At 40.5% G+C, this 20877-nt stretch carries 15 protein-coding genes; 10 read left to right on the top strand and 5 right to left on the bottom strand.

The annotated features are described in order from the left end of the window. Nucleotides 1–115: 115 nt before the first annotated feature. The 5 genes from C9J12_RS17150 (at nucleotide 116) to C9J12_RS17170 (ending at nucleotide 5766) form a co-directional block, all read left to right on the top strand. Nucleotides 116–802, top strand: a complete 687-nt coding sequence (locus C9J12_RS17150; protein ID WP_006229656.1) for a VC0807 family protein — start codon at nucleotides 116–118, stop codon at nucleotides 800–802. A 304-nt stretch (nucleotides 803–1106) separates the two neighbouring features. Further along, nucleotides 1107–1562 carry a hypothetical protein gene (locus C9J12_RS17155; RefSeq protein WP_107243825.1) on the top strand — a complete coding sequence of 152 codons (456 nt, stop codon included), beginning with the start codon at nucleotides 1107–1109 and terminating at the stop codon, nucleotides 1560–1562. A 47-nt stretch (nucleotides 1563–1609) separates the two neighbouring features. Then, nucleotides 1610–2092, top strand: a complete 483-nt coding sequence (gene trxC / locus C9J12_RS17160) for a thioredoxin TrxC (protein ID WP_227876385.1) — start codon at nucleotides 1610–1612, stop codon at nucleotides 2090–2092. Between the two features lie 216 nt (nucleotides 2093–2308). Next, on the top strand, nucleotides 2309–3223 hold the full coding sequence (locus tag C9J12_RS17165) for a cation diffusion facilitator family transporter (protein ID WP_011220906.1): 915 nt from the start codon (nucleotides 2309–2311) through the stop codon (nucleotides 3221–3223). Between the two features lie 1001 nt (nucleotides 3224–4224). Then, on the top strand, nucleotides 4225–5766 hold the full coding sequence (locus tag C9J12_RS17170) for an EAL domain-containing protein (protein ID WP_227876386.1): 1542 nt from the start codon (nucleotides 4225–4227) through the stop codon (nucleotides 5764–5766). Nucleotides 5767–6139: 373 nt separating this feature from the next. Here the strand turns inward: C9J12_RS17170 and nagZ are convergent, their stop codons facing one another. Next, nucleotides 6140–7144, bottom strand: coding sequence for a beta-N-acetylhexosaminidase (gene nagZ, locus C9J12_RS17175; RefSeq protein ID WP_107243828.1), 1005 nt, complete (start codon nucleotides 7142–7144; stop codon nucleotides 6140–6142). A gap of 391 nt (nucleotides 7145–7535) precedes the next feature. On the opposite strand from nagZ, the gene C9J12_RS17180 reads away from it, so the two are divergent. Continuing rightward, nucleotides 7536–8021, top strand: coding sequence for a DUF1097 domain-containing protein (locus C9J12_RS17180; RefSeq protein ID WP_107243829.1), 486 nt, complete (start codon nucleotides 7536–7538; stop codon nucleotides 8019–8021). A 112-nt stretch (nucleotides 8022–8133) separates the two neighbouring features. On the opposite strand, the gene C9J12_RS17185 is transcribed toward C9J12_RS17180, so the two are convergent. Beyond that, nucleotides 8134–9069, bottom strand: coding sequence for a precorrin-2 dehydrogenase/sirohydrochlorin ferrochelatase family protein (locus C9J12_RS17185; RefSeq protein ID WP_107243830.1), 936 nt, complete (start codon nucleotides 9067–9069; stop codon nucleotides 8134–8136). Between the two features lie 287 nt (nucleotides 9070–9356). Here C9J12_RS17185 and C9J12_RS17190 point away from each other — a divergent pair, with 287 nt between their 5' ends. Together C9J12_RS17190 and C9J12_RS17195 are read left to right on the top strand one after the other, a co-directional pair. Next, complete coding sequence (locus tag C9J12_RS17190; RefSeq protein ID WP_107243831.1) at nucleotides 9357–10481, top strand: efflux RND transporter periplasmic adaptor subunit; 1125 nt, start codon at nucleotides 9357–9359, stop codon at nucleotides 10479–10481. Beyond that, entirely contained in the window at nucleotides 10481–13636 is a 3156-nt protein-coding gene (locus C9J12_RS17195) for an efflux RND transporter permease subunit (protein ID WP_107243832.1), read from the top strand. The genes C9J12_RS17190 and C9J12_RS17195 overlap by 1 nt, the downstream gene beginning before the upstream one ends. Before the next feature lie 161 nt (nucleotides 13637–13797). On the opposite strand, the gene C9J12_RS17200 is transcribed toward C9J12_RS17195, so the two are convergent. Further along, nucleotides 13798–14892, bottom strand: a complete 1095-nt coding sequence (locus C9J12_RS17200) for a trypsin-like serine protease (RefSeq protein WP_107243833.1) — start codon at nucleotides 14890–14892, stop codon at nucleotides 13798–13800. 274 nt (nucleotides 14893–15166) lie between these two features. Here C9J12_RS17200 and C9J12_RS17205 point away from each other — a divergent pair, with 274 nt between their 5' ends. Together C9J12_RS17205 and C9J12_RS17210 are read left to right on the top strand one after the other, a co-directional pair. Continuing rightward, nucleotides 15167–15991, top strand: coding sequence for a DUF5718 family protein (locus C9J12_RS17205; RefSeq protein WP_107243834.1), 825 nt, complete (start codon nucleotides 15167–15169; stop codon nucleotides 15989–15991). 72 nt (nucleotides 15992–16063) lie between these two features. After that, nucleotides 16064–16687: a nucleotidyltransferase family protein gene (locus C9J12_RS17210; protein ID WP_107243835.1), complete on the top strand. Its 624-nt coding sequence runs from the start codon at nucleotides 16064–16066 to the stop codon at nucleotides 16685–16687. 73 nt (nucleotides 16688–16760) lie between these two features. Here C9J12_RS17210 and C9J12_RS17215 read toward each other — a convergent pair whose 3' ends face one another. Both C9J12_RS17215 and C9J12_RS17220 read right to left on the bottom strand, forming a co-directional pair. Beyond that, a complete protein-coding gene (locus tag C9J12_RS17215) occupies nucleotides 16761–17750 on the bottom strand; it encodes a lipid A deacylase LpxR family protein (RefSeq protein WP_107243836.1) in 990 nt (329 codons plus the stop codon). A 570-nt stretch (nucleotides 17751–18320) separates the two neighbouring features. Continuing rightward, a partial coding sequence (locus C9J12_RS17220; protein ID WP_107243842.1) for a cation-transporting P-type ATPase occupies nucleotides 18321–20877 on the bottom strand: 2557 nt, incomplete at its 5' end.

The raw sequence follows: 20877 nt of genomic DNA on the forward strand, positions 1-20877 counted from the left end.
TATAATGCGTTTAAAGAGGTACTTCATGCTTTGTAACGCTCTTCTTCTTTACAGCGCGTGAAAATAGCGGAACAATGGGCAAGAATTAATGTTTAAGTAACGTTTGAAAGAGATTATGGCTGAAAAAAAAGCAAACCCATTTAGTGATTTAATCTTTAACATTATCATTCCCTCTGTGGTTTTGATGAAGTTGAGTGGTGATGAATACCTTGGTTCTGTAGGTGCACTTGTTGTTGCATTAGCATTTCCGATTATATTTGGTGGTTATGAACTCATTAGATATAAGAAATTCAATTTCATTTCGTTACTTGGCTTCGTTAGCGTGTTACTAACAGGTGGTATCGGACTGCTAGAACTTGATACCAAGTGGCTAGCGATTAAAGAAGCATTTATCCCTGGCCTAATTGGTCTTGGTGTGTTCATTTCAACTTTTACTAAATATCCAGTGGTGAGTAAGTTACTGTTAAATGAGAAAGTACTTAATTTACCGACCATCAAAGAACGTCTTGCTGAAACTAATCAGCAAGCAAAGTTTGATCGTTGTTTAATGCAATCAAACTACTTGTTTGCTAGCACATTTGTTTTTTCATCAGTAATGAATTACATACTTGCCACCGTTATCGTCACTAGCCCTGCAGGTACTGCAGGCTTTAATGAAGAGCTAGGTCGTTTAACATTGATGAGTTATCCCGTAATTGCGATTCCATCAATGTTGATGATGATGGGGATCTTCTACTTTGTTTGGCGTCAGATCCGTCAAATGACGCAGCTTGAAACAGAACAAATATTCAACACAAAATAGTAGAAACTACACAGTAGCTCTATCGTTAAAACGAGATAACCGGAATCGAAAGGTTCCGGTTTTTTTGTGTGAGTAAATTGAAGCTTAAATAGAGGGTGAAAATAGCGCTACCTATTAGCAGTTGGGAGTAATAACGTGTTCAATAACAGCTGTTTATGATGAATGGTGAATGATTCAATATTTAACATTTTTGCCACAAAAGTAAGAATCATTAAGGGAAATCATACTTTTTAGTAGAAATCGTCGATACTTATTAAATCAGTTTGGTTTGGCATTGGATGCTCTTAACTATTTGTGGTGTGTTATGAAAGCATATTCTTTTTTATTCTCATTTTTTCTGGTTGCTTGCAGCTCTCAACCCCATGAAAATAATATTTTAAGCCAACAGAGTCAGTTTATAAAAGAGGAATGCAATAGCCATTCTGTCTCCAATCTTTCCGTTTCCTTTGATCAATTTATTAATGAAAGGCAACGTGAATTGGTGGTATTAAAACCAGAAATAACAACAGAAAACTATAACCAGCTCAATTTTGCTTTAAAGAATTTCTCTAATCATTGGGCTTTACTTCGAACAGAAAGAGATATGGCATGTGAGCAGTTAGCGACTTGTGTATACGACAAAACCAAAAACCATAAAACCCAAGATTATTCTGTCGACGTTTGTGAGAGCAATAATTTCAAATACAATGTTAGCCGAGCAAAACTGCTTACCTTCTACAATGACCTTGAGCGAATAGAACTACAGAGGTTGGAGGAGTAAAGACTTGATGCGATTGTACAAGGTCAGTATTGTCTAGGCATTATAAAATGAATAAGCACTTATACCCAGCGATGGCGAGTGTGATGGAAGTAGAAATGAAGTTAATTACTGTTGATTGCCCACATTGTAATAAAGCAAATGCGATCTCACCGCAATCACTGTCTAATACGGTCTCTTGTGAATACTGCCGAAAACCGTTACTTGATGGAAAACCCGTAGAGGCCAATACGCAAAATTTCGACAAATTGGTTTTAAGCCCAAAGCCTGTCGTTGTCGCATTTTGGGGGCCTAATTGTTCGCCGTGTAATACATTTAAACCAATCTTTGAAAAAGTAGCCTCTGAACGTCAGTCACAACTACGTTTCTTACGTGTTAATAGTGTACAAAATAAAGCGATTGCGACTAAGTATAGAGTTCGCGGTGTACCTACCGTTATGGTGTTTAAAAAGGGTAGGCAGCAAGCAGTATTGAATACGGGATTAAGAAAGAAAGAGTTCAGCCAATGGCTAGACGATGTATTACAGTCGTAATGGCTCGCAGTCGAAATAACCTACAGTCGTAATGTGCAATCGCGTTAGATAATTAAAGCCCACGATGCTAAAAAGATGATGTATCTAACGCTTAAATAGTATAAGTGCCACATACAGTTACATTTTACTAACAAGCAAAATTAGTGTTACTGTGGAGTAACACTATGAACAACAACTATTCTTTTTATCAATGAAGATAGTTAGCTGGAGGAATTTATGACGATTAGTCGTAAAATTAGTAAAGAGCGAATGGCATTAAAGTTATCTTTAGCTGGCACTGTTTTAGTGGCAAGCTTAGGTATTGGCTACGGACTTTATGTTGATTCAAACGCCATTTTACTCGATGGTATGTTTTCACTGTTAAGTATGGGGATGACAGGGTTAAGTCTTTATACTGCATATCTAGTAACAAAACCTGATGACAAACAATTTCAATTTGGTTATGCCCATATAGAGCCACTGATTAATGTAATTAATGGCTTACTTATCTTAATTACTTGTCTATTTGCATTTATAAGTGGTGTAAATACCATTATTGATGGTGGGCATGAAATCGTCTTAGAACATGCATTGATATATGCGGTGCTTTCTACAATATGCTGCTTTGGTATTTATTTTGTTGAAACATCTATCGCTAAAAGTGTCGATTCAGAACTCGTTAAAGTTGACTCTCAAGAATGGTTAGTTGATGGGATTTTGAGTGCAGCCATTTTGGTGGGTTTTATTTTAGTGCTCATATTCGATTCTATGGGGTATACCCGCTGGAACGCTTATATCGATCCGATCTTGGTTTCAACTCTTTCTATCGCAGCTTCAATATTACCGATTAAAGTGTTACGTCGTAACTTAAAAGAGGTGCTATTAGTTGCACCACAAAACAAAGCACAACGTCATGTAGATCGTACAATAGAAAGGCTCTCAAAAGCATACCGTTTTGATGGATATACACACCACCTTGCTAAGACGGGTCGTCAATATGACCTTGAGATTAATATCTTAGTAAAAGATGACTCATTATGGACGACAAAGCGGCAAGACCATATACGTCAGATCATCTGGGATGAGTTATCAGATGATTTGGGCGAAACATGGTTATCAGTCAGTTTTACAGGTCAAGAGCGCTGGTTATGATATTGAGTTAAATGATTAGTCACGCATTGATAAATATTTTAAATACGGCGAAAGCCGTATTTTGTTTTAGTATGATATTTTGTGTAACAGTAAGTTACAGGGTTCTTCATCGGTAATTATATAAAAAAGATATAACAATCAAATGTTATGCTGATTTTTTAACATTCATAAAATGAAATCACGTGGGTAGGTCTGCTAATAAATACAGTTCTCCTAACAAAAAGTGATGTTTAGCTATAATTATATTGGGATTCAATCTGATACAGATGAAGCCTGTACGTTGTTTAGTATCATTTAATTGAAGGGCTGTATTAGGGATGTTAAATTTCGTTGCTTAAAATTGATGTTTTTTCGTGCAAATTTCAATGAAATGGGGTATCTTTACCTGCCTCTTTAAAATATTTTGTTACAAATAACTTTGGGGTAAAGTAAATAAACTTAACTAACAGCCATGTTAGTAACTTATAACTGCGACCTTATAAGGTGTTTTATGGAAATCATTTTAGTTTTAGCCTTTATTATCGGTGCTGCCTTCATCATCGTAAAAGAAAAGAAGTGTACTAAAGGGATTGATCGCTCTCGTGATGCTCTTTAAAAGATAAGGCGCTGTTCTAAGCGCTTTCTATTCCTCTCTCGTATGATCCATCGTCAATAAATTCACTGCATTCCCTTATGTTATTCCTTTGTAGAATCCTTTAACTTTCATATTTATCAAATGGTTACCATCAATTGTTGTAACTTTATTTTCGATGAAAATTTTATTATCAAAGTCGTGATCTATATCGTCATCATATTAAATTAATCGCTTGTTTCTCAACGCTGGAGTGAATAAAGTGAATCAATTATTATGATTGAACTCAATAGTTATTCGTTAACAAGTTATTGAGACGATGGTGCTTTGTTAAGTAAAGCATGATTACGAAGGTTCAAGAGTTATGTGTGTTAGTAATAAATTGAGAGTTAAAGGTGTTAAAAACGATGATTGGTTTAAAAAATGTAGAATGGAATTTTTATCACTCTCTCTCGTGATAGGGTTAGCTTTTCTCTTCTCGTTATCTGCAAGCTTCTTTTCTCGTGTACAACTTTCTTATGTGATCAGCTCTGATTCTAAAGATCTTCTTAATACATATATGCTTCGAATGGATAATTATCATCCCATTATGAAAGGCATTTCTGATAATTTTCAATTTAATTGTAAAGCTCTAGATGAAAATAAAATTCAACAAGTTGCTTACAATGATTACTTTATTCGCCGTATTACATTAACAACAAATGATGGCGAGCAGTGTACAAGTTTTAAAGGGGCAAGTGCAGAAAGTAAACTGTTACCATTAATTGATCAGCTGAGTACAAATCTTTCTTTGTGGGTAACCTCTGAATTAGGTGATCAGGAAAACCTACTGGTTGTAGAGTGGAAAGATAAACGAGGCTCAATGCTGGTCCATATGGAACCGTTGATTTCCGATATATTGAAAAATAAATATTGTGATAATTGTGTACTAAGTTCAATAACTTCAACTGATCATCCGGCGGCATCGTTTTGGCGTGGTGACGCTTCTTTATTAGAAGTAAAGCCATTAATGAGCTCTGAGTTTGCGAATAATCTTCGTATTGATACTTTTGTAAAGCCTGAATTATTAGCAAAATATAAAGAAGCATTATGGTTACCTTTATTTTTATTGGGGGGCGGTATTGGTGTTCTATTTATTGCGATGCATCGACTATTTGATCGACGAAGAATGTCACTACATTCAATGGTTGAGCAAGGTTTAGTCAATAAAGAGTTTATTCCTTATTATCAACCTATTGTGAATGTAACGAGCCAATCCTTGTATGGTTGCGAAATGCTTGCTCGTTGGAAACGACCGGGGCAAGAATTGATTTCCCCCATGGAATTCATTCCATACGTAGAAAAAAGTGGTCAAATATTACCCATAACAGAACAATTAATTAAAAAAGCAATTGATGAAATTGGTAAGCTTAATTGGCAAAACACAAAGCAGATTATTAGTATCAATGTGGTACCTGAACAATTAGAAAGTATTGAAATTATTGATCGTTCACTCGATTTATTAAGATCCTCCAAATTAGAGGCGACACAGTTAGCTTTTGAAGTGACCGAGCGTAAGCCGTTTAACAATTTAACAATGGCATTTGATGTCATCGAATACCTAAGAGATAAAGGTATTGATGTGAAGTTGGATGATGCCGGTACGGGTTATGGTGGGTTCAGTTATATACAAGAGCTAAATATTAGAAGTATTAAAATTGATAAAATGTTTGTTGAAAACATAGGCACGTCAGATATCAAATTATCTCTATTGGATTCGATTATTGCATTTGGTAAACAAGCCGGAATGGAAATGATTGCCGAAGGTGTTGAAACAAAAGAGCAATCTGAATATTTAGCTGAACAAGGTGTGTATTTACAACAAGGTTACTACTTTGGGCGACCGATGGTATTTCGCGATTTTGCTTATTTCTGTAAAGGGATTGCCTCAGACCTCCCTTTAGCAGAGGAAGAGATACTACGTGTTGGGTAAGGCGTAGCGATTATACCCAAGTTACCTCAAGATGTTCGTTTCAGCGAGAATTTGTTGGGCTCTAGGCAAGGCACTTATTTATAGACCTAGTCGTTCTACGTTGGAAATAAGTAACACCGCATAGAGCCCCCAACAAAACTCGCCCTTCGGGAGTGATTCAGCGTATCTACTTCTGTGTCAAACGTGCTTGAAAGGGAATGCCATTCCTACACACATTTTCCTTGAATTAAATACGCTGAGATCACTCTGAATCCTGCATCTTGAGGTGACTTGGGTATAACAATGCATCACTGCCGTTACATTTGAAGGCGAGCATAATGCTCGCCTTCAACATATTGTTTTATGGAAAAGTCTTTTTTATCAAAATAAGCAATTAACTGTGCTTTTCACGCCATTCTAAACTTAAGCGACTAATTTCTCGTTCAGTCTCTTTCCACATGCTTGTTCTAATAAGCTCTTGATATTCACCCGTTGGTCGTTTTAACAGCGTATCCAAAATGGGTACATTAACTTGGGGTAGGCCGTCTAAAGCCTGAATGGCACCCTCTCGGTTATTACATAGCATAACCATGTCACAACCAGCTTGCTGAGCTGCTATAGCTCGCTCGCTATAACTGCCCATAACATCAGCACCTTTCATATTAAGATCGTCAGAAAATATGACACCTTTAAAATGTAAATCTTGGCGTAGTACTTGTTTTAGCCAATAATCAGAACCACTTGCTGGTTTGTCATCATAGGCATCGAATACAACGTGTGCTGGCATCATTGCATCTAATAAGTTATTTTCTATAAGGTATTTAAACACGATCATATCGTGCTCTTTAATGTTCTCTCTTGAGTCAAACGGTGTTTCGAGATGAGAATCTGCAATAACACCGCCATGACCTGGGAAATGTTTCCCCGTTGTTGCCATGCCTGCTTGTTTCATTCCTTTAATAAATTGGCTTGCATATTTGATGATTTTCTTTGGATCGTCAGAAAAAGCACGATCACCAATTGCCTTACAATCAAAGCCAAGATCCAATACAGGGGCAAGGCTTAGGTCGATATCCATAGCCAGCAATTCAGCAGCCATTAACCATCCTCCCTTTTTAGCGAGCTCAACGCCATTGTTATGTTGTTCGAATGCGCGAGCAGGAGGTAGTTGCGTGAATTCTTCACGAAAACGTTGTACTCGTCCGCCTTCTTGATCAACGGCAATAAGAAGGGGCTTAGCAGCCGTTTTACGAATGTCTTTGGTGAGAGCACGTAATTGAGCACGATCGTGATAGTTGCGGGCGAAGAAGATGATTCCTCCCACTGTTGGGTGTTGGATTATTTCACGTTCTTCTGCATTAAGTTCATAACCTAATACGTCAAGCATTAATGGACCCATGGATGTGCTCCGAAATAGGGGGATATCAAAGATATGGGTAAATTACCACAGCCCGAGATATCCGCAATTTGAATTATGATTTGCCGTGAAATAATTATTGTTGAAGAGATGTTAAATGTAGTCTTGTTACACAGTATTGCCCTCATAGATGAGCATTGTGCTCACAGGTAAACACTGTGTTTATTGGCATAATTATGATGTCTTCTGGTTTCTTACTGGTTTGGTACGTTCCTGTTGATAAATACCGATAAAGTGAGACTTATATCTAATTAACGCGAAATTGCATGTAACCAAAAGGGTATAAGTGTGATCTTGATCTTGTGTGTTTTTGGTCTTAACGCTTACACTGTTTACAGATTAAGACTATTTTCTTTAGATATGAGATCACATCATGACGGTATTAGTAGCGATTGCATTAACAACAGGTATTTTGTCAGGTATCTGGGGCTGGGTCGCCATTTCACTCGGTTTGCTAAGCTGGGCAGGGTTTTTAGGCTGCACTACTTACTTTGCATCACCGAAAGATGGCGTGAAAGGCTTAGGGCTAAGTATTGTTACTAATCTGAGTGGTGTGTTTTGGGCAATGGTGATAATCCATCTCTCAAGTATGTTTAGCCTTGAAATTATTGGTTACGTTGTAACAGCCGTTGTTGCATTCATGATGTGTGTTCAGGCTAAAAAATCATGGTTAAATTTTATTCCTGGTACTTTTATTGGTTCTTGCGCAACATTCGCATCAAACGGTGATTGGCAGTTAGTTATTCCATCATTAATTTTGGGTGCTTTATTTGGTTATACCATGAAAACATCAGGGTTATGGTTACATGCGAAATTACAACAACCAAATTCCAATCTAACGGCAGCGAAAGCCGAGTAGATATTCGAAATACCTAAAAATAAATCCACTGAGTGTAACTGTTGCCGCATTTACGTTGTTTATTAAACAATGTAAATGCGGCTTTTTTTATCGTTTTTTTAGAAATAGACGGCTATAAGCAAGGCACAAACTGACCACCAAAGCTTGTGTTTAATGCCTTTAGTGATTCAATGTGGGTGCCTTTGGGGGCGAGTACACATACTCTTAAATCTTCATTCAGTAAGTGTTGCACTTGATTAACAACCGTTTCATTAGAATAGCTTTCACGTTCAGCATCACGGCGACATAGGTCGACGAAAATATCATCTTTAGTCTCAGGAAATAATACATATTCTGATTGCTGCATGAGTCGAAGGGCTTTTAATGACAGCATTTCTGCGTCATCACCCGTTTCAATCAGATACAAGTTACCCGTTTGCGCGGTATTGTTTTCAAGCAGCAAGGTAAACGCCGCTTCTAAATCACTTTCTGTCGCTGCATTCTCAACAGCTGGTAATCGAAAGTAAGCTTCCCAAAATTTACGCCTTTCATCTACGGTACCAAAGTATTGCTTAATGCGACTGCGTTGTTTACCGGAATAAGCTGCAAGCAGGCTCAAATTCTGAGGTAGTTGAGTTTCTAGTTTTTCTCGTATAAAACGTACCAAAACAGGTGAAGCACCACCACTAGAAACGGCCACCTGAATAGGGGTTCTATCGATCATTGATGGCGTAATGAAATTACAATATTTTGGATCGTCGACAACGTTGGTCCAGATACCTAATGCGTTAGCGTCATTAAATACTTGGTGATTCAGTTCTCGCACATCCGTTGTTGCCCATACTTGGTGAAAACCTATAACATCATTTGATTGATATTCTCTGCTTATGTAATTGAGCTTTTTGTTATCGACTAAGCAGGATAAGTGAGGATGCAACTCCGGCGATACAAGCGTGATATCTGCTTTTGCCTTCAGTAATAGGTCAACTTTTCTACAAGCAACTTCACCGCCGCCAATAACTAAGATTTTTTTACTCTTCAAACTCAAAAAAACTGGGAAAAAATCCATTCTATCTATGCTTCCTAAGTATTGTTAATGCTAATTGCGGCTACTGTTTGTGGCTATTTAAACCATTATTAAGCTATTTGTTATATATATCCAATTTTGAAATATTTTGAAACAAATTACTTTCAAAAGGTGTGTATTATTTCCTACCATTCAGCTTTCATTAAAGCTGAATTGTTACCTTATTCTTATTAAAAAAGTATATGTTTTTTCAATGTTATTTTAATTTGAACGCACTTTTATTGTGTTCGTTTTTTTGTATGTTTTATTTAAATCGATGGTCAGCATAAATGAATAAAAAACTTATTATCGCAACGCTGGTAAGCGCGAGCCTACTTGCTGGGTGTGGCGATAAAGTCTCGGGACAAAAATCTCCACAAGGTCCTTTAGTTGTTGTAGAGCCCGTTACAGTTATTGATTATCAGCAAGGTAAGCAATATGTGGGTCGTACAGAAGCACTTGAAGATGTGTTAATTACAGCACAAGTATCTGGGTATTTAAAAGAGCGCTTTTTCACTGAAGGGCAATTAGTAGAAAAAGGACAATTGTTATTTCAAATTGAACCGGCAGCTTATGAGGCTAAATTGGCGAGTGCACAAGCGGCCATATCTCAAGCAGAAGCAAATTTAAAAAAAGCAGACCTCGATTTTAAACGTGGTCAAAATCTATTACCAAAAGGCAGTATTAGTGAATCGGAATTTGACCGATTAACGGCTGAAAACTTAAGTGCAATTGCCCAATTAAAAGCGGCGAAGGCACAATATCATTCTGCTGAAGTCGACTTATCATATACAAGTATTTCTGCTCCTTTCAGCGGTCGAATCAGTGATAGTAAAGTAAGTCTTGGTGATTTAGTGTCGCCGTCCTCTGGTGTACTTACTACCTTGGTTAGCTTAAATCCAATGCAAACCACATTTAACCTAAGTGAACGTGAACGTCTTGATTTAGGTATTGATTACTTAGATGGCAGTGGCGAAGGCAAGGGTAATGTTGAAGTATTACTTACATTAAACAATGGCGAAGAATATGAACACCTAGGTGAAGTCGATTTCATTGGTAACCGTATTGATTTGAATACGGGGACGATTGCAATGCGCGCTAAATTCGATAACCCAGATCAACGCTTACTTCCAGGTCAGCATGTACAAGTTTTTTTACGTGAGAAAATTCCAGTTAAAAAAATTGTGATTCCTCGCCGTGCAGTACAAAGTGATCTAGAAGGTGATTTTGTGATGGTATTAAAAGAAGACAATGTAGCCGAGCGTCGTAACGTGGCTATGGGCCCTCAAACAGTGCAGGGCATCATCATTGCTGATGGTATTGATGAGACTGATATTGTAATGACAAAAGGCTTACAGCGTGTACGTAACGGTATCACGGTTCGTGTTGAAGAAACTGAAGCGAAGGACAAATAATGCTAAGTCGCTTTTTTATCCAACGTCCAAAGTTTGCGTTGGTTATATCTATTATTCTAACGCTTGCTGGGGCAATTGCTGCCTTAAGTCTGCCTGTGGCGGAATACCCGAAAATTAGTCCACCTTCAGTTGGTGTGACTGCTTATTACTCAGGTGCAAGTGCTGAGGTTGTTGAAGAAGCTATTGCAGATCCGATTGAAGCATCGGTGAATGGCGTAGAAAACATGATTTACATGTCTTCTAAAAGTGCCAACGATGGTTCATACAGCCTGAATGTGACTTTTGATATTGGTACTGACCCAGATATGGCTCAGGTTAACGTCCAAAACCGTATTTCCCAAATCGAATCTAAGCTTCCGGCTGAAGTTCGAATGGTGGGTGTAACGGTTAAGAAGCGTTCTCCTGATTTATTGATGGTGCTGAACTTCTATTCACCTGATGGTAAGTATGACGACCAATTCTTGGTTAACTACATCAACTTAAATGTAAAAGATCAGCTTGCTCGTGTGAAAGGGATCAGTGAGGTTAACGTTCTGGGTGGTGGCGAATATGCGATGCGTGTTTGGCTTGATCCTGAAAAAATGGCTAACCTTGGTCTTACAACATCTGATGTGAATGCGGCTCTTGCTGAACAAAACGTTCAGGTTGCTGCGGGTCAGGTGGGTGCCCCTCCATACAATAATGCACAAGAAGTTCAGTTTAACCTTGTAACAAAAGGACGCTTGAAGACAGTTGAAGAATTCGAAGATGTTGTGCTTCGTGCTAACAATGATGGTTCGATTGTATTCTTAAAAGACGTTGCACGTGTAGAGCTAGGTAAGAAATTCTACACCGGTAATGGCATGTTCCGTGGTCAACCTGCTGCCATTGTTACGTTAAATCTACAGTCTGATGCAAACGCATTGGAAAGTGGTGATGCGGTAATGAGTTTACTGGATGGGATGAAGAAAGATTTCCCTGAAGGTATGGCATACGAAACAAGTTACGACACAACCTTGTTTGTTGCTGAATCGATTAAAGGGGTAGTTGTTACTCTGATTCAAGCCATTATATTGGTTATTGCTGTTACGTATATGTTCTTAGGTAGCATACGCTCGACATTAATCCCTGTCGTGGCCATACCTGTATCGCTGATTGGTACGTTTGCCATTATGCTCGCTGCTGGGTTTACGATAAATACCGTAACGCTATTTGGCTTAATCCTTGCCATTGGTATTGTGGTCGATGATGCCATCTTGGTTATCGAGAATGTTGATACCAACATGGCGCGAGACCCAAGCCTGTCACCTCGGCAAGCAACCTTGATTGCAATGAAAGAAGTAACAGGTCCGATAATTACCTCCACAATGGTTCTGTTGGCTGTATTCATACCGGTCGCAATGCTTCCTGGTATTACCGGTATTATGTACCGTCAGTTTGCATTAACCATTTGTATTTCTGTTGTAATTTCATCTATTAACGCATTAACGCTTTCACCTGCTCTATGTTCTTTAGTGCTAAAACAAGGTGATGGTAATAAGTCGCGTTGGTTTAAAACGTTCAACAAAGGTCTTGATAAAGTTACATTGAAATATGGTTCGATTGCAGGCTACCTCGTTCGTAAATCTGTACTGTTAGTCACATTCTTTATTTTGGCGGTGGGGGCGGTAACCTACCTATCTAAGACGACATCAACTGCGTTTGTTCCAACAGAAGATAAAGGCATTTTACTTGTTAACGTTCAGCTGCCAGATTCAGCCTCGTTATCACGCACTGAAGAAACAACCATCAAGCTTCAAGATATTCTTGCAGAAGAGCCTGGCATTGAAGGTATTACTGTTGCAAATGGTTATGCGTTCTTAACGGGGGCTGCTGCATCAAATGGTGCATCACTGTTTATTAAGTTAAAAGAATGGGGCGTACGAAATGAAATGGAAGGTGATCATTCATCATTTGCTATTTCAAATCGTATTAATGCGCGTTCTGCGACTGAGTTACCTGAAGCGATAGTATTTGCGATGGGAGCACCAGCAGTACCAGGAATGGGTGCCGCTTCAGGTTTTGAATTCGTTCTTGAAGATACTTTAGGTCGAAGCCGTACCGATTTGGCGAATGTTATGGACGAGATGATTCAGAAAGCCAATGCGCAGCCTGAAATTCAATTCACCTTTAGTACATTCCGTGCCAATGTTCCTCACTTCTATGTTGATATAGACCGTGTGAAAGCGAAGCAACTAGGCATACCACTAACCGATATTTTCCAGACGCTACAGGGTAACTTAGGTTCCATGTATGTGAATGACTTTACTTTATACGGTAAAAACTTTCGTGTAACAGTACAGGCAGACAGCGCATATCGAGATAATCTAGATGCACTTGAGCGTTTTCACGTACGTTCAGCCTCTGGCGATATGATTCCATTGAGTACATTGACCTCTATTGAGCAAGTATTCGAACCGGATGTGGCATGGCGTTATAACATGTATCGATCGGCAGTCATTCAAGGTAGCCCTGCAGCGGGTTATTCTAGTGGCGATGCGATTGCTGCAATGGAACGTGTAGCAGCTGAAGTGTTACCGCAAGGCTATCAGTATGAATGGACTGGTATGGCTTACCAAGAAGTGAAAGCGGGTAACCAAGCGATCTATGCATTTGCACTGGCTCTAATCTTTATTTACTTGTTCATGGTTGCTCAGTACGAAAGCTGGAGTATACCTCTTGCTATCATTCTGGTTGTTCCTGTTGCGACACTGGGGTCATTCTTGGCTCTTGCTATAACGGGCACACCGCTGAACTTGTATGCTCAAATTGGTTTGGTTCTCTTGATAGCCTTGGCCGCGAAGAATGCGATATTGATTGTTGAATTCGCCAAGATTGAACGAGAAGAAAACGAGCTGGATATCGGGAAGGCTGCGGTACGTGGTGGTAAATTACGTTTCCGTGCGGTGAATATGACATCGTGGTCATTTATCTTGGGTATTTTGCCATTAATATTTGCATCTGGTGCGGGCCATATTAGTCAGAACTCGTTAGGTATTTCCCTAACAGGTGGTCTACTTTGTGTGTTACTTGCAGGTACCTTCTTGATTCCAGGCTTCTTTGCTCTGGTTCAGAAACGTCGTGAGAAATTCCATGGTGGTTCAACGAAGCTTATTGCACTAGAAGATGAAAAATAGTCGTTAAATATCTATAGAGCCGTTTAGTTCTGGCTCTATAAACAAAAGACAAAAAGGGTTCCACTTTTACGTTAACTGTAAAAGTTGGAACCCTTTTTTAATGTTTAGTGTTCAACGTATTTATTTTTGATAGCCAGCACGTCAATTTTTGATGAGTTTTTTTACTTTTGATGAATACCTTTACGACGCATTAAACCAATAGCTGCTAAGCCAAACAAGCCAAACAATGGAACTGAACCGCCCGATGAGCCTGAATCTGCAGGTTGGGTTTTAGCGCTAGGCCTATCAGCAACAACAATAAATGGGTCTTTTGTAATGGTTGGTGCGGCTACTGCGTTAAGTGAAAAACTGTTATCACCTTCAGTTGCATGGATTGTGTCTTCAATCCAATCTCTATAGTGTGAAACTTGCGTGAATTGGCCATGTAATTGATAGTATGGGTTATTTTGATTGTCATTTTTTATCTTACAATCAGCACCGTTACTGGTGATACCAATAAGGCGTATTCCCTTGTCTGTATCTGCGATGTTCAATGGGTTTTGCCAAATTAAAGGGCCACCAGAATCGCCAGCACAAACATCTTTTACTAAATCAGCAATATTGGAATCAGCACAAACAAAATAAGCGTTGTTATCAATTGTGTTATTGCATTGATCGTCTGGAATACCCGCCAGTTTGACTACCTGTAAGTAAGAAGGAAAGGTGTATTTGGTTACGGTATCTCCCCAGCCAGATGCAATTAGATTGGCTTTTGAATCGGAGCCCTGTACCCATGTACTTTTAAAATCGGCATCAGCAGCTTTCTGTTCTTCTTCTGCTGTGGCGATTTTAATGGGCTGTGCAACATTCAACATGCTCTCTTCAACTTGGAACAGGGCAATATCATTTTCGAATGTTGTACTGTTGTATGCTGAATGATGAATACGCTTGATAACAGTGAACTTATACTTAGCATCAAGCTTCGAAAAATCACCTTGAGGGATATAAGATACGCCAGCAATAACCATATTGCCTAATTTTGATACATCATTACAGTGTGCGGCAGTGACAACCCAGTGTGCAGCAATAACAACGGCTCCGCATCCTGTTAGATCTGAAGTGGTTTGTTTTATTGCGGCTTGCCACGGTAATAACAAGTTATCGTAATCGGTAGCATTAGTACCATTAATCGCTTTGGCTTGAGGGGTTGCACTGAAAGCCAATTGTGGCGCTAATGCAAATGAAATAAGTGCTGCTATAGCGGTGGTTTTATACATCCTGTCATCCACTGAATTTTGTTTTTTAATTTTCGCTAACTATATGATTAGGGTGCTGCTCTGTCTATCTATATTTGCGTAGTGAATGGTTCTTGCGAGCAATTTGTCATTGTTTGCATGGTGTTCTGTTTGTATTTTTAGTTTATACATCGTCGATTGTAAAGCTTAATTAAAAATGTTGAGCTAGAACAAGTTATTCATCTCATTCGAGTGATTCAAAAGGGTAAGAGCGTTACTATCTAGAGGTATCTCTTTAAACCATATTAGGGTAACTATGACGTTCAAAAATGTAATTGGTTTTGGTGTGGCGGGTAACTTTGCTGGTCATCTTGAACAAGCAGGTGAAGCGACAGATTTTCTTGCTGTGGAAGTAAAAGAAGCGATTCAACCTAAAGCCATTTTTCCTTTTTATGTGCCTTCAGACAAAGCAGGGTTTTTATCAACATACCCTCTATCTCACGATACAATTGTTCCACCTAATGATGCCGATAACCTTCAGATCGAACCTGAAGTCGCGTTACTTTGCGATATCGAATATCAAGATAATCGTGTAGTTTCTTTAACACCGCGTAAATTTGCAGCATATAACGATTGCTCAATACGAAAGCCTAATGCAAAAAAAATAAGTGAAAAGAAAAACTGGGGCGAGCACACGAAGGGTGTCGCTAGCACAATGTTTGATATTGATTCACTTGCAGAAGGCGGCGTGTTAGATAGTTACCGGATTGCCAGTTTTCATAAGCGCGGTGATCTTGTTTCTCGCTATGGTGAAGACAGCCCAGTAGTGGGTTACAGCTACTTTCATGAAAAGCTATTAACTTGGATTGTTGATCGTATGAACAATCAGCAAGACGTTGGTCCAACAGAAGATATAGCAATGCATTTAGCTAATGCTGATTATCCGGCTCAAGCGTTAATCAGTATAGGCGCAACCCGTTATACCGAGTTTGGTGAAACAACGTTTTTGCAGTCTGGTGATACGAGCATTGTTGTTGTTTACGATGGTAGCAAATATAGCCAAGACGAAATTACGGCAATGGCAGCAACAGATGAATTTTCAGCAGAAGGTTTATCAGCACTAGTCCAGCATATAGCTTAAACGCTTTTGTAATACAGTTGTATAGAAGTGTAGATTTACAGAATATTAAGCCTGATTCGTCAGGCTTTTTTAATGAATGCAGTATGGTTGTTTAAATTAAATATGAGTAATTCTGAACAAGAATATCAAGACAAAACACAGCTGCTTCTACTTTCAGACACGTTAAGAATGGAATGTTTACGTGCAGTTAGAAGTTTGAATTTACCTGATTGTTTTCTAGGGGCTGGTTTTTTGCGTAATGCTATTTGGGATTGTTTGCATAATAAAGCCGAGATGACATCACTAAACGATATTGATGTTGTGTATTTCGATACAGAAGATATTTCATGTAAAACAGAACAAGAATTAACAGCGAAACTTAAAGTACTGGTTCCATCTATGAACTGGGAAGTGCGAAATCAAGCACGAATGCACGTTAAACATAATGACCAACCTTATTGTAATACAACGGATGCAATTTCGCGTTGGATAGAAATTCCTACTTGTGTGGGCGTTAAGCTTGATGAGGGAGAACTACTCGTTTTTACAGCCCCATTTGGTTTGACGCACAACTGGGGTTTTAATGTGGGAATTAACCCTAAGAGGCCGATGCCTGATATTTTTTATCGGCGTATAGAAGAAAAAAATTGGCTGCGTATTTGGCCGTTACTCAATATTATACCGACAGATAAAGAGTGTAATATTCATAGCTGTTAAGGTTGCTTCTGGTAGAAAAAGGCTAAGCAAATAGTCTTTGCTTAGCCTAAAAAACGGCTATCTGGGGTTTAAGTTAGAAGCGCCAGAATATTTCGAACGACCCCATAGAGGTGGATGAGCGAATATCTTCTTCAAAATCGGGGGTGCTGGTGGCAAAACTCAAGCTTGTACCCCAGCTAGGTTGGTAATATACAAAGCCTAAAACAGCCGTTGCTTGCAGGTTTTCAACATTGGTATCAGGTACATGATCAGGACGATCACCGTCGATCGTTATATCATTGAAACGATAACGGCCTTCTATACCTGTAAATACAAAGTAACCTGACGCGCTAGATGAAATAACGCTGACATCAAACAGTTTGCCTGGTGTAAACCCGGTACTACCAAAGTTTGAATCTAAGCTTTTACCCCAGCGAGCAACGGCACCAACGGCTAGCTCACTCTGAAAATTCCCCACATTGGCACGACCAACACTACTTAAATCATATTGCTGCATTAACCATGCGTTATTTCGAGTAAGTAGACGGTGTCCTTGATATCCAAGATTGAATACGACTTGGTTTTCGATTTGATTATCCCAACCCATAGGCTCATCAGAACCTATGATGTTGTGAATAAACTTTTGATTTTCTTCTGCGAAGGAATTGGGCCCGACAGTGCCCAACATAAAGCTGAATTTATCAACCGCACTTGCTGAATATTGATAAATACCCGTTTCTAGAAATAACAGCCCAGCATAAGGGCGTTCATTAGGCGGGGGCTCTGTCGCTTCAATATCTTCCGGTGTCCACATTTGTTGCCCAAGACGCAGATTCCAGCCTTGGGCGCCAGAACTTAACGGCAAAATAGACGCCATTTGTCGTATAGGGGTCGGTGCACTCATCGCGACGTTGTTTGTTGCTGCTGAGTTGTATTCAAAGAAAATGCCGTTGCTGTAATTTTGGTCAGTACCTACGATACCGTCATTATCAATCGCAAACGAGAAGCTACCCGAATTGTACGCCATCGAAGTTGGTGAAAAGAGTGTTGAGATAGCAACAATACCGAGAGAAAAGTGATTCATTTACAATCCTTTGTAGCAGGGAAAACATAACTAAAAATGCAGTGTTTAGTTTTCATACAAGAATGAGTATGTTACTTAATATTATCAACATTTTACCGAACACACGCTAACGGTAGCTAGCCTTATTAGTAGAGCGGTTTACAAAAATTTGAGGTTGTGCATTATAGTGTGAAAAATGTGCAAACACTGAACATTAATTGTAAGGAATTATATAAGGTAGCAGTGAGTTAAAGTACATAACAGATAAGGATATGTGTCGCGAAGCCGACACCTATCCGAAGTGTTGAACAAGCCCGAGCTACCTTATATAAGGAAATATTATTTCGGTCGAAATACGCCAAGACAGCGCATTAAATGGTGACAGCAAGGGCGCAAGTAATTCGCTTTTCGGCTAACGGGTTTATCATTGGCTATTGCAATGACCCGTGAAGCTTGTTACTCCATTTTAAATGTGATTCTACAACTGTTAGTTTTTAATCGGTTCGTAGTCGGTATCGTACTCTCTTGTTGTTCGGCTCGTTCACCCAGATATGTACGACTCAGTTCGGATTGGGTACTGGTTGATTGGGTTCAGGTTTTATTGTTTGCTGAACGTAACTTACGCATTACTGCTTTTTCAATTTCGACCAAGAATAAGATAGAGGAAGCGACAAGGGTGATTTGAAGCCATACTTTCAGCTCGATTGCGCGAGAACCAAAGATGGTTTGCATTATTGGCAAATAGGTAAAGCAGAGCTGGAATATTGCCAGTACCGCAATGGCAACTAATACATAGTGATTACCCGTTAGTCCCCGGTGACTGAAAATGGAGTCGAAAATATAGCGGGAGTTAAAGAGGTAAAAGACCTCGAACATCACTAAAGTATTCACCGCAATGGTTCTGGCTCGGGCAATATCCGCGTCGTGACCGATCTCCCACAGGAACAAGCTCAGCGTACCCCCCATAAGGATCACCGAAACAAACCCTACTCGCCAGATAAGGTGGCGAGTAAGGAGTGGTTGAGAGGCCGGGCGGGGAGGACGTCGCATCAGATCCTTCTCTTTGGGCTCAAAAGCGAGCGATAGCGCAAGTGTTACCGCTGTTACCATATTAACCCAAAGGATTTGTACTGGCGTTAGTGGCAGATCTTTAAAGCCGAGCAAGACTGCCGCGAGGATGATCAGTGCTTCCCCGCCATTGGTGGGGAGAATGAATAAAATCGCTTTTTTCAAGTTATCGTAAACGGCCCTACCTTCTTCGACGGCAGCAGTGATAGTGGCGAAGTTGTCGTCGGTCAAGATGATTTCAGCCGCTTCCTTGGCCGCTTCGGTGCCATTTTTCCCCATCGCGGTACCGACATCGGAGCGTTTAAGCGCCGGGGCATCATTCACGCCATCACCTGTCATCGCAACGATATGATTATGTTGCTGGAAAATATCGATAAGCCGCATTTTGTGCTCGGGACTCACCCGCGCATAAATATCAATTTGGGTCGCAAGTTCGAATAACTCATCGTTACTCAGTTGGTCAATTTGCTGGCCAGTCAGCGCATCTAGGCTGTTGATGATACCGAGGTGGTGGGCGACGGCGCGGGCAGTTAGGGCATGGTCTCCGGTAATGATCTTTACTCTGATCCCGGCATTGTTACATGCATTGATAGCATCTATGGCCTCTTCGCGAGGGGGATCAATCATGCCAAAAAGGCCAAGCATGATTAGCTGCTCGTTAACGTCATCAAAGGTGAGTTCAACTTGCTCACTATGGGTTGGTCGATAGGCTATTGCCAGCACTCGCTCGCCGTTATGTGCCAGTTGTTCAATTTTGGCGTGCCAATAGTCGCGGTCTATGGGGCTGGGGCCGGTGGCAGAGAGTTGCTGGCTGCACATCTCAAGCACTTGCTCTGGCGCACCTTTAAGGAAGATGAATGCGTCGCCGCTGTGGTTATGGTGCAAGGTGGCCATGAATCGATGCTCTGACTCAAATGGAATGAGATCGGTGCGTGGGTAGTGTTTGATTTCGCTGTCAGCATCAAAGCCTGCCTTAACCCCTGCAACTAATAGGGCGCCCTCCATGGGATCCCCGTGTATTTGCCATTGCCCACCGTGTTGGTGGAGAGTGGCGTCATTGCACAAGACGGCTGCTCGGATAATCTCAGTTAGCAGAGGCATCTGTTCGAGAAAGACGGTGTGTTGATCGATGGTAATCACGCCATGTGGGTCGTAACCTATGCCGCTAAGGGTTACGTGGTGGTCTGCTGTGACGATATTGCAGACGGTCATTTCGTTGCGGGTCAGAGTTCCTGTTTTATCAGTACAGATGACAGTAACAGCGCCGAGCGTTTCAACAGCAGGAAGACGACGGATAACTGCATTGCGCCGTGCCATCCTTTCTACACCGATAGCCAAGGTGATGGTCATGATGGCTGGCAGTCCTTCAGGTATGGCGGCGACCACAAGGCTAACCGCGGCAAGAAACATGTCGGTGACGGGGTAGCTTCGGATCATCACCCCAAAGGTGAAGGTGGCGACTGCAACCGCAAGGATCGTGGCTGTTAGCCAGTGACTGAACTGCGCTATTTGTCTTAGTAACGGTGTTGTTGTGGGTTGGACGTTTGAGACAAGGGTGCTGATTTGTCCTAGTTCGGTTTGGGCTCCAGTAGCTACGACAATACCAGTGCCAATACCATGGGTGACAAGCGTACCGGAATAGGCCATCGATTTACGTTCAGCCAGATCGGCGGCGAGGGCAACCGGTTCGCTCTGTTTATCGACTGCGACAGACTCGCCAGTTAAGGCCGCTTCGGAGATCTGTAACCCTTTGCAGCGGCAAAGACGCATATCGGCGGGTATTTTGTCTCCAGACTGCAGTAATACCACATCTCCGACGACGAGCTGTTCTACCTCAACGGTGACCTGTTTCCCGTCGCGCAGCACTTCTGCCGTCGGCGATAACATATCTTTAATCGCTCTAAGGGCATTTTCTGCCCGCCCTTCCTGAATAAAGCCTATCACCGCATTGATCAAAACCACGCCTGCAATCACCCCGGCGTCTAACCAGTGACCGAGCAGGGTGGTGATAACCATTACGGCAACCAGAACATAGATCAGAACGTTGTTGAACTGGCTGATAAAGCGCATTAATGGAGAC

The sequence above is a fragment of the Photobacterium frigidiphilum genome, from assembly GCF_003025615.1.
Lineage (GTDB): Bacteria > Pseudomonadota > Gammaproteobacteria > Enterobacterales > Vibrionaceae > Photobacterium > Photobacterium frigidiphilum.